General features: G+C 45.8%; 11 protein-coding genes. 5 read left to right on the forward strand and 6 right to left on the reverse strand.

The genetic code is table 11. The annotated features are described in order from the left end of the window. Positions 1-22: 22 nt before the first annotated feature. From BUR42_RS00175 to BUR42_RS00190, 4 genes are read right to left on the reverse strand one after another with little or no spacing between them, the layout of a single operon-like run. Positions 23-1,459 (reverse strand): aspartyl protease family protein, encoded by a 1,437-nt coding sequence (locus tag BUR42_RS00175; RefSeq protein WP_074237083.1) that lies wholly within the window; start codon positions 1,457-1,459, stop codon positions 23-25. A gap of 11 nt (positions 1,460-1,470) precedes the next feature. Then, entirely contained in the window at positions 1,471-1,884 is a 414-nt protein-coding gene (locus BUR42_RS00180; RefSeq protein WP_074237085.1) for a hypothetical protein, read from the reverse strand. 22 nt (positions 1,885-1,906) lie between these two features. After that, positions 1,907-2,338 carry a hypothetical protein gene (locus BUR42_RS00185; protein WP_074237087.1) on the reverse strand — a complete coding sequence of 144 codons (432 nt, stop codon included), beginning with the start codon at positions 2,336-2,338 and terminating at the stop codon, positions 1,907-1,909. Then, positions 2,335-2,874, reverse strand: a complete 540-nt coding sequence (locus BUR42_RS00190; RefSeq protein WP_074237089.1) for an RNA polymerase sigma factor — start codon at positions 2,872-2,874, stop codon at positions 2,335-2,337. Before BUR42_RS00190 ends, BUR42_RS00185 begins: the two co-directional genes overlap by 4 nt. A gap of 78 nt (positions 2,875-2,952) precedes the next feature. On the opposite strand from BUR42_RS00190, the gene BUR42_RS00195 reads away from it, so the two are divergent. The 5 genes from BUR42_RS00195 to BUR42_RS00215 are packed head-to-tail and all read left to right on the forward strand — an operon-like array spanning position 2,953 to position 13,841. Continuing rightward, positions 2,953-4,596, forward strand: coding sequence for a glycoside hydrolase family 9 protein (locus BUR42_RS00195; protein WP_074237091.1), 1,644 nt, complete (start codon positions 2,953-2,955; stop codon positions 4,594-4,596). Positions 4,597-4,612: 16 nt separating this feature from the next. Next, a complete protein-coding gene (locus BUR42_RS00200) occupies positions 4,613-5,548 on the forward strand; it encodes an ABC transporter ATP-binding protein (protein WP_074237093.1) in 936 nt (311 codons plus the stop codon). A gap of 19 nt (positions 5,549-5,567) precedes the next feature. Beyond that, positions 5,568-7,316: an exodeoxyribonuclease V subunit alpha gene (gene recD / locus BUR42_RS00205; protein WP_074237095.1), complete on the forward strand. Its 1,749-nt coding sequence runs from the start codon at positions 5,568-5,570 to the stop codon at positions 7,314-7,316. Beyond that, entirely contained in the window at positions 7,316-10,483 is a 3,168-nt protein-coding gene (gene recC / locus BUR42_RS00210) for an exodeoxyribonuclease V subunit gamma (RefSeq protein ID WP_074237097.1), read from the forward strand. Before recD ends, recC begins: the two co-directional genes overlap by 1 nt. Then, entirely contained in the window at positions 10,476-13,841 is a 3,366-nt protein-coding gene (locus tag BUR42_RS00215; protein ID WP_074237099.1) for a UvrD-helicase domain-containing protein, read from the forward strand. Before recC ends, BUR42_RS00215 begins: the two co-directional genes overlap by 8 nt. Here the strand turns inward: BUR42_RS00215 and BUR42_RS00220 are convergent. Then, positions 13,818-14,231, reverse strand: a complete 414-nt coding sequence (locus BUR42_RS00220; protein WP_074237101.1) for an SWIM zinc finger family protein — start codon at positions 14,229-14,231, stop codon at positions 13,818-13,820. The genes BUR42_RS00215 and BUR42_RS00220 overlap by 24 nt on opposite strands. Next, a complete protein-coding gene (locus tag BUR42_RS00225) occupies positions 14,231-15,118 on the reverse strand; it encodes an SMP-30/gluconolactonase/LRE family protein (protein ID WP_074237103.1) in 888 nt (295 codons plus the stop codon). The genes BUR42_RS00220 and BUR42_RS00225 overlap by 1 nt, the downstream gene beginning before the upstream one ends. Positions 15,119-15,164 lie beyond the last annotated feature (46 nt).

Here is a 15,164-nt window from a genome sequence, read left to right on the forward strand (position 1 = left end):
GCCTGCGTACTTTACATTCCTCCTATGGTCTCACCTTCCTGCCAGACATCTGCTGACCATTTTGAGAAAGCTGCAGCCTGTTCACCTGCCCGGCTTTATCCAACTCAAATTGAAATGTAAGGTCCTCATCTTTCAAAAAGAACCTATGTTGCCCGATAGCTCTCAATACTCTTTTTCCGCCATTTTTTGGTCGTCCCGTCAACTGTCCGTTCTCCACTGATATCTCTACTATTGACTGGTCTTCCAATTCATATGTGCCCGTGTATACCTGCAAATGTGATATGCCTGTTTGCGGATTTGATTGCCGGAAAGCGGTTTTGATCAAAGTATTCGGCTGAAGGTAGATGTAGCTGTTTTGATAATCAATGATCGTATTAAACCGTTTCAGCACTTCATTCCCGATAAGGCTGAATGGAATATTTTCCGCACGGGAGGGAAGTTCAAGGTGGGTAGGGATGCCGGTTAAAGTATGCTCTCCGATCTGCAGGGAGGGTAACAGGGATAGCACATTTCTGATAGTATTAGGTCCTGCACCTTTAGCCATTCCATCCCCGATCTTTTCCAATGCAGCGTACAGATCATGCTGTATGGAAAATTCATCGTCCAGGCTCAGGCATCCGGCATTGCCGGTATCAAAGCAGAACCAATCTGTGATATGATCATTTAAAGTGACTTTAATATAGGGTAGCCGCCCCCTCATCTGCATATCCAGTTGGGTATAACCTGAAGGTACGGGAAATGCAGTGCCATGGATCACCATGAATTGCTGATCGTAATTGATCTCCACGATCTTGTTCTCGAATACTTTGAACCCGATAACGCCGGATGAACTTTCCCGTTCATTATATGATACGGTTACATTATCCCATTTCATACCGGCGATGGATAGCTGATTATGGCTGCTGGTAGAATCCGTATAAGTACCGCCATATCCAAGCGCTTTATAGACACCGTCAAATGAGAGGTTTACCTTATTCCTGGCAGATGAGGAAAGTATAACACCATAGGCCCCTGTATCAAACAGGAGGTCCAGTGCTTCGGAATTGTTGATGTGCCCGGTAAGATGTATCCTGTTATCTGCTCCAAGCTTAAAAGGGATAGTATCCTGTGAGGGAGTATATTTCACCGGGGCTGGCCAGCAGATCTGGGTGTAACAGGAATCTTTGCCGTTTAACAGGATGATAAAATCATAAGTATTACCTGGTTTTACCTGGAAGGATATAGAATCGATATCGGTGTAGAAGGTCATTTTTCTTTCTCTCTTAGGACCGATAGGATAAAAGCGGTCCGGCCTGATGGAAGGAGAGAGGTCCCATATTCCTTTCCGGAAGAGATCACCGTCTTTAATGTTTACGCTGGTGGAGGTAGCTTTAATAATGGGCAACTGTGCCATCAGCGAATGGCTGAGCAGGAGCAAAAGAATGCCTGCCCATGTAGGGTTGAGTGTAAAAGCAGTCATATAGGAGGATTTTATTTTTTCAGGTAAAAGAAATAAACGAGATAACTAAGCGCGATGCAGAATGCCATGATAGCCATGGAATGAATGCCAATGGGAAGTGTATAATATACCAACGTTAATCCTATGCCTATACCGGCTAATAACAGGAAGCTCCTGAAAGCCTGTACTCTGTCATCTTTATCGTTTTGCTGAAAAAATTGTTCAGGGATACCTTTCTCGAGCATTTTGGATTTAAGCCGGTGATCAAGATTTGTTTTGATAAGCTTAAGGATAAAAGAGGCAATGAGGTACATTGCCAGTAAAGTTGCCGGCAGTGTAACGAATTGCTGGGATACATAACTGTTATCCGGAAGGCGGTAGTAATCCTGCCCATGAACAAGGATAGGCAAAAGTGTTACGGCAAATATGGAAAGTATCTTTTTCATCTTTATAATGTTTGAGTAGAGTTTAATATCGGTCCAGCTGCATCATTTTCTGCTGGTAACCTTTATACATATCGGCCAGCAGGAATAAGGCCACTGCGCCTGTGGAAATAATAATAAAATAAAGCAGGAGGGGAGGAATGCCGGAAAACAAATGGGCTATATCGTTCCGGAAAAAATAAGATCCTCCTGCGCAAAGGATACTAAGTAAAATAGTTAAAACAGGGACCGGCTTTCGCGTTCTTTCAGGCACCTGTATTTTTTCCAGTACCAGCTCGCTCAGTTCAAAGTCAAAAACCGCGTCCGGCTGTGCCCTGATCCCGGCAAACAGGATCTCGTATGCAGCCGCTGCTTCTTTACAGGTATCGCAGCTTTGCATATGTGCTATGATCTGCGTACTGCATGCATTCCTGTCCAGCACATATTCCTGTATCTCTGTATCTGTCAGGTGTATCATAAGTCTTCTTTTTTATAGTGAAACGTCAGGTATTCTCTCAACGCTTTCCTGGCCCTGAATAAATAATTCTTTACTGTTCCATCCGGCAATCCTGTTATCTGGCCTATTTCTTCATAGCTCAGTTCCTCCTGGTGGTATAAAGTGATCAGGGTCTTATAAACCGGCGATAACTGATCGATGGCGGTATTTAAAATGAGCGTAACATCTTTTGAAAAAATAAACGTCTCACTTCCTTCCGGCATAACCTCCCCGGGCAGGAGCAGCTTTTTCTTCCTGAGATGATCCATGCAGGAATTATAACTGATCTGTGCTATCCAGGTGGACAGTTTGGACTGGTGCCTGAAATTAGGTAGCTGTTTATATACTTTTAAATAGATATCCTGTGCCAGGTCTTTCCTGTCTTCCGGGTCGCTGATCATCCTGCAAACAATCCCGGCTACCAGTTTCTCCGTATTTTTGATGATAACGCCAAATGCCTGCGTGTCTCCACGTAATGCCATATTGACCAGGTGATTGTCTGCCGGATTCGGATTCATTGCTTATTTGACGGATGAGGGCTGGAAATGTTGCAATAAATCTAATTTAAAAGCAGGACCTTTTTACTATATTGGTACATGTTATCGCTATTCCTCTCCATCATGCTCAACCAGGCCGGGTTTTACCCACATGCGCCTAAAGTAGCCGTAGTTACAAACTGCCCCGCAGCATCCAGATTCTACGTGATCACCGCAGATAAAAAAGACACCGTTTTCTCCGCCAACCTGGGTGAGGAAAAACAATCCACTAATTCCGATACGAAAACCCGGATAGCAGACTTTACCCAATTTAGCACAAAGGGTAGCTTTTTTATACATGTGCCGGGTGTTGGAAACTCTTCTGTTTTTAAGATCAGCGATGATGCGAACAGGGAGGTAGCCATTGCCACACTGAAGGGATATTACTACCAAAGGGTATCTATGCCCCTGGAAGAAAAGTACGCAGGAAAATGGCATCGCCCTGCAGGGCATCCGGATACAGCAGCATATATCCATCCCTCTGCAGCAGATGAACACCGTCCTGCGGGAACGATCATATCTTCCCCGGGTGGATGGTACGATGCCGGGGACTATAATAAGTACATTGTAAATTCAGGTATCACCATGGGCACGCTCTTATCTGCCTACGAAGATTTCCCTGCTTACTTTTCAAAGTTCCATACCAATATCCCTGAAAGTAATGATGCCATCCCTGATATCCTGGATGAAGTGATCTATAACCTCCGCTGGATGCTCAGTATGCAGGACCCCAACGACGGAGGGGTATACAACAAATGCACCAACGCTTCTTTTGATGGCATGGTAATGCCGGGTGTTACAAAAGCCCCGCGTTACGTAGTGCAAAAAGGAACCGCTGCTGCATTGGACTTCGCAGCAGTAACCGCACAGGCAAGCCGTGTATTAAAACAGTACAGCAAAGGTCTGGCAGATACCTGCCTGAAAGCAGCTGAGAAAGCCTGGGAATGGGCAAAACAGCACCCTGCCATGGAATACAACCAAAAAGATTTTCAACCACCTATAACAACAGGCCCATATGGTGATAAGTACTTTAAAGACGAATGGTTCTGGGCTGGGGCGGAGTTGTACATTACAACAAAGCAGGAGAAATACAAACCGGAAATCATAGAAGCCGGTCTGCCATCATGGAATAATGTGGGTATGCTTGGTTATTACACGCTGCTGCGTTTCAATAAAGAGCCGCAGCTCAGGGAGAAAGTGATCAGCATGGCCGATAGGTACGCCGCAAACTTAAGCGCGTTCCAAACCCCCATGGGCCAATCTGTGAGAGATTTTAACTGGGGATCTAATTCGAATGCAGCTAACCAGGGCATTTTGCTGATCAACGCCTACAAATTAACAGGAGATAAAAAGTACATAGACCTTGCCTTGTCCAACCTCGATTACCTGTTGGGCAGGAATGCCACGGGCTATTGTTTCGTTACAGGCATCGGCAGTAAATCTACCATGCATCCGCATCACCGCCCATCGGTAGCAGATGGTATTAAAGAACCTGTACCCGGTTTACTGGCAGCAGGCCCCAACCCCGGCATGCAGGATAAATGTAAATACGAATTCACAGCCCCCGAATTAGCTTATGCAGATATTGAATGCTCTTACGCCTCAAACGAGATTGCGATCAACTGGAATGCCCCCATTGTTTACCTGGCCAATGCTTTGGAGGCCCTGAAGCGCAGGGTAGGGTATACTCAGCCTAAAAAGTAGTATTTTTATCACCGAAATGAACTTACTAACAGTATCAGACATACAAAAGAAGGAAGGAGAGGATTTTGCACTGAAAGGGATCAGCTTTACGCAACAGCCGTTCTACAACATCGCTATCACCGGCGAATCCGGCTCCGGCAAAAGCACTTTAATGAAGATCATTGCAGGGTTGGCGCAACCTGATGCCGGCGAAGTGTATTTCGAAGGTCAGAAAGTAAAAGGCCCCAATGATAAACTGATACCCGGCCATCCGGGCATCGCCTACCTGTCACAGCACTTTGAACTAAGGAACAATTACAGGATAGAAGAACTCCTCTCTTACGCCAACAAATTATCAGACGAAGACGCCCAATCCCTCTATAAAATAACCCAGATCGATCATTTCCTGAAAAGGAAAAATGACCAGTTATCCGGCGGAGAAAAACAACGGATAGCACTGGCGCGCCTTTTGGTCACTGCACCACGATTGTTAATCCTGGATGAACCATTCTCCAACCTGGACCTCATTCATAAGAACACCCTTAAATCCGTGATCCACGATATCGGAGAAAAGCTCAGGATCTCCTGCCTCCTGGTGTCCCACGACCCACTGGATACACTTTCCTGGGCCGATGAGATCATTGTGATGAAAGATGGCGCTGTAGTACAACAGGGAAAACCGGAAGAGATCTACCAAAGGCCGGCAAACGAATATGTGGCGGGGTTGTTTGGAAAATATAACCTGGTAGGCCCCAAACGTTTATTTGTACGCCCGGAGAACTTCAAGATCGTAAAAGGCGGCAGCCTGGCGCTGGAAGGTACCGTAGAAAAAGTGGCCTTCCTGGGAAGCGCCTGGGAACTAACGGTACAATTAAGGGAACAGCGCATCACTGTGCAAACAAATCAAAATGGCATAGTCAAAGGAGATACGCTCTATATAGCCGTACCACAGGAAGGTGCCTGGTTCCTGTAAAAAGTTCTTATATTAGAATATGTTCACCATAAACGACGTTCATCAACAGTTCGCAGAATATTTTGATATCCCCGTCTTAAAGCCTTATGCTTATCTCTTATCCAAAAAGATCAGCGAGGGACATATCTGTTTGCACCTGGATGATCTGCAGGGCCAGTCGGAAGAATTACCTGCCTACTGCGCAAATATGGTACCGGGTGCAGCGGCATTGGATACAGTCAGGCTGGTAGCAAAAGATGGGAAGGATGATCAGCCTTTTGTGCTGTTTCAGGACAGGCTGTACCTGCAAAGATACTTTCGTTACGAAACCACCTTCCTCCGCCGCATTTACCAGTTCCTGGAAACGGAGAAAGTGTTGGAAGAAGAAAGGCTGGCGCAACTGGAAGAACATGCAGACCTTATAAAAACACAATTCCCATCATCCGGCAACATAACGCCGGATTGGCAACTCGCCGCAGCTATCACAGGCGTACTGAATAATTTTACCATTATTACCGGCGGCCCCGGTACAGGGAAAACTACTACGGTGGCAAAGGTCCTGAACATATTATATGGCATAGATCCTGCTCTGAAAGTGGTGCTGGCAGCCCCCACAGGTAAAGCCGCTGCCAGGCTGGCGGAAAGCCTCCGTAACTTTAAGAATGAAAAGTTTCAATCACTCAGTCCCGGTACTATTCACCGTTTGTTGAAATCAAAACGGGATAGCCCTTATTTTCATCACAATGCATCCAACCCACTCAACTACGACGTAGTGATCGTGGATGAATGTTCGATGATAGACGTAGCGCTGTTTGCCAAACTACTGGATGCCATCGGCCCTAAAACGCGCCTGATCTTACTGGGAGATAAGGATCAGCTGGCCTCTGTGGAAGCGGGCAGTTTCTTTGGAGATCTTTGCCAGGCGCAGGGTGCTATTAACCTGTTCACGCCTCAGCGCATTAAAGTAATGAATATGTTCGGTGCAAACCTTCCCCCGGAGCAGGAAAGCCAACATGACAAACATCCGCTTTTCCAGCACCTGGTGGAATTAAGAACAAGCCACCGTTTCTCAGATGACAAAGGCATCGGGAAATTCAGTAAAGCCATTATTAAGAACGACAAAGCAGCCATCCTGGAATTCCTGCAACCCGGCGCTGACGAACAGGTGGTAATAGATCAGGTATATTCAAAAGAATTATTCGAACAGTTCATTGCAGGATATGAAGCATTCATCACTGAACCGAACATCCTCCCTGCGCTGAAAAAAATGAATGCCCTGCGCGTATTATGTGCTGTAAGGCAGGGAGAACAGGGACTGTATGCTGTCAATAAAGCTATTGAGAAATACTTACACGATAAAAAACTGATCAGGGCGAATGTGGAGTTCTATGAGAACCGCCCTATTATTCTTACGAGGAATTATTACGAGCATAATTTGTTCAATGGCGATACGGGGATTATTCGTTCGGATGCAAACGGGGTATTGATGGCCTGGTTTGAAGACGGGCAGGGCGAATTAAAAGCTGTACTGCCCGGATACCTTACCGATGCAGAAACCGTATTTGCCATGACCATTCATAAAAGCCAGGGTTCTGAGTTTAACGAAGTGCTGGTAGTACTTCCGCAAACAACGGAAGTAGCTATCTTAACACGGGAGTTATTATACACCGCAGTTACAAGGGCCAGGTCAAAAGTATATGTACAGGCTTCGGAAGCTGTATTGCTCCTGGCCGCACAACGTTTTGTAGAAAGAGCATCCGGTATCGCAACAAGATTTATTGAAAGCTGATGGCATTATATCTCAAAGTTTCAAATTCGCTGGAAAGCCTGGCACAAGTGCTTTCGCAGGACCTGCAAAGGTCTGGCAACAGTGTGTTTGAGCCACACCTGATTGTTACACAAACGGAGGGGATGAACAACTGGCTCAAGATGCAGATCGCAGAACACCACGGGATTGCTGCCAACTGTCGCTTTCTGAAACCCAACGATCTTATTCATCAGTTATATTTCCTGCTGGGAGGGCCTTTTACAGAATTGCTCTCCGCGCAGAACCTAACCTGGCTGTTGTTTAAGCTGCTGGGAGAAAAAGAATTCATTAAACGTTTCCCTTCAGTATCTGCCTATTATGAGAAAAGTGGGCCCGATAAAGACCTGAAACGCATGGCGCTGGCAGAGAAAGCGGCTGACCTGTTCGACCAGTACCAGGTATACCGCCCGGAAATGATCCGGGAATGGAACAATGAGAATTTGCAAACAAAGGAATGGCAGGAGTATCTCTGGGCTAAAGCAAAGATCGCCTCCAAAAATAGCCTGCCGGATAAAACGGTCATAGGTCATTACATCCTGGATGCCTTAAAAGACCCTCATAAAAGAGAAGCCCTGCGTGAACGGATGAAAACTGTTCACCTCTTCGGGTTATCCATCATCACTGCCTATCACGTACAGATCCTGCATGAGGTATCTTCTTTCATCGATATACATTTTCATATCATCAACCCTGCGCCCGCTGTTTATTGGTTTGAAGACAAGAGCGAAAAACAACTGGCCCGCTGGAAGGATAAACTAATAGACGAAGCAGCAGGTAACCCATTGATCACTGGTTGGGGAAGAGTAGTGCAGGATACTTTCGGCCTGTTCTTTAAATACGATGCCTTTATCAATGCCTATGATGACCAGGAGATCGTAGAGCCGGTGCCGGATAGTTTATTGCATAAGATCCAGCACGATGTATTTGTAAGTGCTACGGCAGACAGGCATCCGGTCACGGCAGAAGATATCCATGATGGTTCCGTTACCATCAATACCTGTTACACAGTAGCAAGAGAAGTAGAGGTGCTTTACAATTACCTGGTATACCTGGTAGATAAAAGAAAGGAATCACTGTCACCACGGGATATTGTAGTGATGGTAAGCGATATAGACAGTTATGCACCTTACATCAAAGCAGTATTCAACAATGCACCTTATAAGTTTCGTTATACGATAGCGGATGAAAGTTATGCAGACAGTGATAACATCTTCAATGCTATTCATGCCATCCTGCAGGTGACAGAAGAAAATTTTAAAGCCGAAGAGGTATTGCAGCTGCTGGATTCCTCTTATATCCGCAACAGGTTTCAGATAGAAGATATATCCCTGATCAGGAGAGTGGTGGATGCTGCTAATATCCGTTTTGGGATGGAGGGAGAGCTGGAAGATGAAACCTACCTGATCAGCTGGAAGTATGGTCTTAAAAGGATCATGTATGGTATTTGCATGAGCGGGGGAGAAGAGTATGGGGAAGGTGCGGGCAGCTTTTACCCCATCGATGTACTGGAAGGCAGTGCCACACAGGAAGTGGTGCGTTTCTGCCATTTTGTGGAAGTATTGATGGATGCGGTGAAAGAAAGAAAACGTGCCCGTACGATCAATGAATGGGTATTGTATGTGGAAAGTATATTACACAACCTGGTATACGAACCGCAGGAAGATATTGATGAGGATTACAACGCCCTCATGCAGCAGCTTACAGATTATAACCTGCTGAATGAGTATATGAGCGACGCTGTTGCCTTTGATGTATTTGGCCATAGTTTCCTGCAAACACTTACCGGCAATACCCGTTCCGGTTTGTTTGTGAATGGTGGTATCACTTTCTGTTCGCTGATCCCTATGCGAAGTATTCCTTTTAAAGTAGTGGCTTTACTGGGCCTTAACTATGATAAGTTTCCCAGGAAGGAACAACCCGCAGGCTTCAACCTCATGGAAAAGGACCGGCAGCGAGGGGACCGGAATGTGAAAGAGAATGATAAACACCTCTTCCTTGAAACGATCCTCTCTGCAAGAGAGTATCTATATATCAGCTATGTAGGCCAGAGCGTGAAGGACAATACACGTATGCCACCTTCAGCACTCGTAGATGAACTGATCGATTATATTGCATCCGGTACTACAGAACCGGAAGAGGTAAGAGAAGAGCTGGTTACTTTACATCCCCTGCAAAGCTTCAGCCGGAAGTACAGCACTGACAAACGTTTGTACAATTACCTCAATAACAGGTCTGCCGGCCGGAAGAAGATCACGAATGATACAAAAGAGATAAGTTCCTTCGGCTTTGAAGAGATAGACCTGGAAGACCTTGTACGTTTCTTCAAGAACCCTTTTAAAGCATACTACAATAAAGTACTGGGTATTTATTACAGCGATGAACAGATCCTGCTCAACGAAACAGAGATCTTCAACCTGGACAGTTTGCAGGAATGGGTATTGAAGAATGAACTATTGCCTTTACGGGAAGAAGATAAGCCCATGCTCAGGATGCACCTGGTGAAAACAGGCGGTTTACCTTTGAAGAACATGGCAGAAGTAGCCCTTCAGCAGGCCGAAGAGAAAGCTGCGCCGGTAAGGATCATGTTCGAAGATGTTACCCGTGGCAAGGAGCCCGTGATAGTACCGGTGGAGCTGAATATTGGAGACAGCATTATAAGAGGAAATATTCAGCAGGTATACGATGGCCGGTATGTACAGGTATCCTGGTCAAAGAATGAAGCAAAATACCTGGTGGAAGCATATATCCGTTATCTCGCAGGAGCAGCGGCCGGCGTATTGAATGGCGTATGCCTGATCTCCGGTGCTAAAAGAAAAGCCGTGTATGAAGGAGAACGTTTAACGCAGCGGGAAGCGCTGCAACGCCTGAGCACCCTGATCAGTATCTACAAAGATGGCTTCAACCTGATCGCACCCTTCTCTCCTGATTTTGATATCAAACCAGAGATGGTGGAGGAACTGGATTTCCAGACCTTTACAAAGATAGTGGACAGGAAGCTGAGCGGATTTGCCTCATTCAGCGAACCCTATATCCTAAGAGCATACAACGATGGTTTATTTGCCGATCCCACAGTGCTGGAATCCTATAAATTCATTTGCACCCATTTGATCGTACCATTAGTAGAATTATTCCCCGGCTATCATGAATAGTAAGAATACATACAAGGAATTTGATGCGGCCACGGTAACGCTTGAGGGAAGTAACCTCATAGAGGCCAGCGCCGGAACGGGCAAAACATACTCTATTGCTATACTGGTATTACGCCTGGTACTGGAGCAGCAGCTTTCTGTGAAAGAAGTATTGATGGTAACTTTCACGAAAGCAGCCGTAGCAGAACTGGAAGAAAGGATCCGTTTGTTTATCCGCAGCGCGTATAAAGTAAGCACGGGCAAAGCCATCAAAGATGATAACATCACCAGCCTTGTGCAAAAGGCAATTGCTGCTTCTGATGCAAAACAGGTAGAACAGCGGCTGAAAGAAGCAGTACTATTCCTGGATGAGACCTCTGTGTTAACCATCCACAGTTTCTGCCAGCAGACCCTGAATGAATTCGCCTTTGAAACAGATCAGCTCTTTGGCGCGGAAATGCTGGAAGATCCGCAGCAACTCGTAGAGGATGAAGTACAGCGGTTCTGGCGCAAATATGTGACCACCCTCAAAGTAGAGCTGCTGCAGCATATATGGAGCAAAGACCTGATGGATAATATCGTCAAAGCATCCATAGAACACCTGAGCGGTAAGAAATACCTCAGTTATGACGATGCGAAAGACTATTCCATCACGGAAGCAGATCAGGATGAATGGATAACGGAATTAACGGCAACCACTCAGAGGAAAGAAGAAGCGGCCACTGCAGTACTGGAATACATTATCACGCACGCGGCCCGGTTAAAAACGCTCAGTGAAAGCAATGGCTACGCTAAAAAGTCATTGCTGCTCTTAATAGATACACCTGCTGCTTTCTTAAGCGAGATGCTGAAGAAGAGAACTTCCGCCTATATCCCCAAACTATACCAGGATGTACTGGACCTCGCAGACCAGGCACAAATGGCAGAAGAAGCCCATAAAGCGATCAGCAACGCCATTCACATCCGCCTGCAATGTTTTGCGATCAGTGAGGTGGCTGCCGGAGTGCAGGAGTTTAAGCAACGGAACAACCTGCTGGGATATGATGATATGATCAGTAACCTGCACAGCGCATTGGTGGAAAGGGATAACCCTGCATTGATGGCTGCCATGCAGCATAAATACAAAGCTGTTTTCGTAGATGAATTCCAGGATACAGACCGCCAGCAGTTCGAGATCTTTGATAAAGCATATGGTGCAGGCACCATCCTTTTCTATATCGGTGATCCCAAACAAAGCATTTATGCATGGCGCAAGGCAGACATCTTCACGTATTTCAAAGCCAGGGATGGTGTAAGCAACCTGTACAGCATGAACAGGAACTACCGTTCTTCCGCTCCGCTCATCAGTGCTATGAACAACTTCTTTCTCCCTGCACCAGACTTCGATACTTTTTATTTTAAGGGGGAAGAAGATGTGATAGATTACCAGGAAGTGGAGAGCCCCGCACAAAATACCAAAGGGCTTTTCTACAAGAACAATGTGGCAGATGCCCCCATTTCTATCTATAAATTACCCAATACAGAACAACTGGTAGAAGCCGTAGGCGCACAGGTAGCCCTGTTGTTGCAGCCAGGATCATACCGCATAGAAGATGAACCCATCCGCCCCTCTGATATAGGTATCCTCGTAAGGAGCCGCAGGCAGGGTATGGACGTAAAAGCAGCATTGGCCAGGTTAGGCATCCCTGCTGTTACAATAGACGATGCCAAAGTATTACAAACAGAAGAAGCTACTTACCTGCTCTACCTGATGGAGGCGATGACGGACCCGGACCGTTCTTCTATCAATCGTGCATTATTATCTCCTTTCACCGGTCTTGCAGTAGCAGAGATCCTGATCCTGGACGATGAAGCAACATTAGGCCTGTTCAGCAACTACAAGAACCGCTGGACGCAGGATGGTATCTACACAGCCCTTATGGATTTTGTGGCAGACTTTGATGTACGGAGTATCCTGTTACAATCAGAGAACGGAGAACGCATCATGACCAATCTCTTTCAGCTGATAGAACTGGTGCATCAGGCTCAGAGCCGTAAGAACCTGTCCATGGCTGAACTGATCTCCTGGTTAAAGCGCGGCATTGACGGTATGGCTACAGATGGGGATGAATACATGCTGCGGGTGGAAAGCGATGAAGAAGCCGTGAAGATCGTTACCATCCATAAAAGCAAAGGGCTGGAGTATAAGATCGTACTGGCTCCCTTCCTGGATTTTGCAGAAAGCAGGAACATTGAACTGGTGAGTTACCGCGATCCTGAAACGGGGGAGTATGTAGCTGCAGAAAAGAGCAAACTCACAGAAGATCAGGAGAAGTGGTACAAACAACAGGCTGAACAGGAAAACCGCCGTTTGCTCTATGTTGCTATCACCCGCGCAGTGTATAAATGTTACATCTTCCGTAACAGCCATTATTATGTTTCTACCTTACTGGAATTCCTGAAAGCCATCACACCGGATGATGTTTTAATAAAAGCAGAAACAGAAACGCCTGCAGCCCCGGGATACCGTTACAGGGAAAACATCCCGGCACCTGCACGTGTCAATCCTGTTCCGGTACATTTCAGCCTGAAGGAACAGTACTGGCGGAAAATGAGTTACACCATGCTGGCGGCAAAACATGAGATTGTTCCGAGAGAACGTGCACTGCCACAGGAGAATGAATACGATACATTTATTTTCAATACCCTGAGAAGAGGCGCCAAAACCGGTAACCTGCTTCACTTTATATTTGAGAAAGTAGATTTTACAGATGATACCCGCTGGGGTAAATGGCTGGAAGAAGCTGTGCGCCGTTTTGCACCAGGCCAGCAGGAATTGTATCTGCCCATGCTCCGCCAGCTGCTGGACCATGTATTGAATGCTGTGATCAATATCGAAGGAGAAACTTTCTCTTTATCCTCCGTTGCCCCCAGAAGGCGGATCACTGAGTTTGAATTTGATTTCCCTGTAGCCGCATTTGAAACAGCGCAACTGAACAACCTCTCTGATACAGCTGCCACCGTAGCGGTGAAGCTGAATAACGGAGAACTGGAAGGGATCATGAATGGGAAAATGGACTTATTCTTTGAACATAACGGAAGGTATTATATCCTGGACTGGAAATCCAACTACCTGGGTTTCTCTATGCCGGATTATTCACCGGAAGCCCTGGTTGCTGCGTTGAACGAGAACAATTATCACCTGCAATACCTCCTTTATACGGTGGCGGCAAAAAAATACCTGGAAACGCGTCTCCAGGCATTTGATTATGATACACAGTTTGGCGGTGTGATCTATCTCTTTGTAAGAGGTGTAAGGAAAGAAGGGGATACCGGCATCTTTGTTACCAAACCAGCATATGAACGTATCCTGGCATTAGAGGGCATCCTTGCCGGATAAAGGGCCGGATGCAAAATGCGCCAGCAGGATGTTCTTAAACCCTTCATAGTTACTGCCATGTGCAATAACGAATTGCCTTAATTCCGCTTCCGGAATACTGTTCACCAGTTCAATAAAATTTACTTTGCCGGACCTTCCTTTGATAGCATATAGAACACCTACCACATGTTTGCAATGTAATGCCTCATGTGGGCAGGTACAGGAAACTGCCAGTACCTCCTTTTCTTTCAGTGTAATGTTCACACGATATACTTCAGACCCCGCAATGGTTGCCTGCCAATTGCCGGGTTGTTTTTCTTCCAGGTGATGCACGGATCCTTTGCTGTAAAAAGCTAATCCTTTTTGCAGTTGCTGAAGTTCTACATGTTGTTCAAAGTTCTCTATCGTCATTATTCTACTCCTTTCACCTTCATTTGTAAGGTATACACCGTTTCAGATGCTGTTATAAAAAGTGTTTTCCTGTCCTTTCCGCCGAAGCAAAGATTGGCAGTCCATTTTTCTGGTACATCAATATGCAGGATCTGTTCTCCTTTTGGATTAAATACAAAAATACCATTACCTGCAATATACAAATTGCCTTTTTCATCCAGCGTGATGCCATCTCCGCCCTTGTTGCAGAAGAGCGCCGGATCAGAGAGGCTGCCATCTTTATTGATCTTGTATTTATATACCTTATTATCACCGATATCTGCCACATACAATGTTTTGCCATCTTTAGAACCCACAATGCCATTAGGCTTTTTAATGTTATCAGCCACCATCACCGCCTGGTTTTTACCCGGTGCCAGGAAGTAAACCCTTTGGGAATCTATCTCCGGTTTCTTACGCTCCCAGTATTTACGCTGGTAATAGGGGTCGGTGAAATAGATGCCATTTTTAGCAGTGATCCAGAGGTCATTAGGGCCATTCATTTTCTTTCCCTGGTAATCTTTCATGATCACCGTTACTTTACCGGAAGGAGTGATAGACCAGAGCTCATTGTGATCATCCGCACAGGCAATCAGGTTCCCCTTTTTATCGAAGTACAAACCATTGGAGCGGCCGGCACTGTCCAGGAAGAGAGAGAGCTTGCCATCCGTATCGTATTTCCAGATCTGGTTATTAGGCTGGTCTGTAAAGTAGATATTCCCTTTTTTATCAGGGGTAGGCCCTTCTGTAAAGGAGAACTGTTTCGATACCAGCACGGGTTTGGCATTATCAGCAACAAGATCAGGGTTTTGCTGCCCGTAAGTATAAGCTGCTAACGTGGAAAGGAGCAGTGTAATGATAATTTTCATAGCTTATTACTATTTTAGAGGACGATTTTGACTAAAATAAGCAATA

The organism is Chitinophaga niabensis, from assembly GCF_900129465.1.
GTDB classification, from domain to species: Bacteria; Bacteroidota; Bacteroidia; order Chitinophagales; family Chitinophagaceae; genus Chitinophaga; species Chitinophaga niabensis.

Coding starts and splice junctions, on each gene's coding strand:
- BUR42_RS00175 (WP_074237083.1), bottom strand. CDS start 1,459: ATGACTGCTTTTACACTCAACCCTACATGGGCAGGCATTCTTTTGCTC.
- BUR42_RS00180 (WP_074237085.1), bottom strand. CDS start 1,884: ATGAAAAAGATACTTTCCATATTTGCCGTAACACTTTTGCCTATCCTT.
- BUR42_RS00185 (WP_074237087.1), bottom strand. CDS start 2,338: ATGATACACCTGACAGATACAGAGATACAGGAATATGTGCTGGACAGG.
- BUR42_RS00190 (WP_074237089.1), bottom strand. CDS start 2,874: ATGAATCCGAATCCGGCAGACAATCACCTGGTCAATATGGCATTACGT.
- BUR42_RS00195 (WP_074237091.1), top strand. CDS start 2,953: ATGTTATCGCTATTCCTCTCCATCATGCTCAACCAGGCCGGGTTTTAC.
- BUR42_RS00200 (WP_074237093.1), top strand. CDS start 4,613: ATGAACTTACTAACAGTATCAGACATACAAAAGAAGGAAGGAGAGGAT.
- recD (WP_074237095.1), top strand. CDS start 5,568: ATGTTCACCATAAACGACGTTCATCAACAGTTCGCAGAATATTTTGAT.
- recC (WP_074237097.1), top strand. CDS start 7,316: ATGGCATTATATCTCAAAGTTTCAAATTCGCTGGAAAGCCTGGCACAA.
- BUR42_RS00215 (WP_074237099.1), top strand. CDS start 10,476: ATGAATAGTAAGAATACATACAAGGAATTTGATGCGGCCACGGTAACG.
- BUR42_RS00220 (WP_074237101.1), bottom strand. CDS start 14,231: ATGACGATAGAGAACTTTGAACAACATGTAGAACTTCAGCAACTGCAA.
- BUR42_RS00225 (WP_074237103.1), bottom strand. CDS start 15,118: ATGAAAATTATCATTACACTGCTCCTTTCCACGTTAGCAGCTTATACT.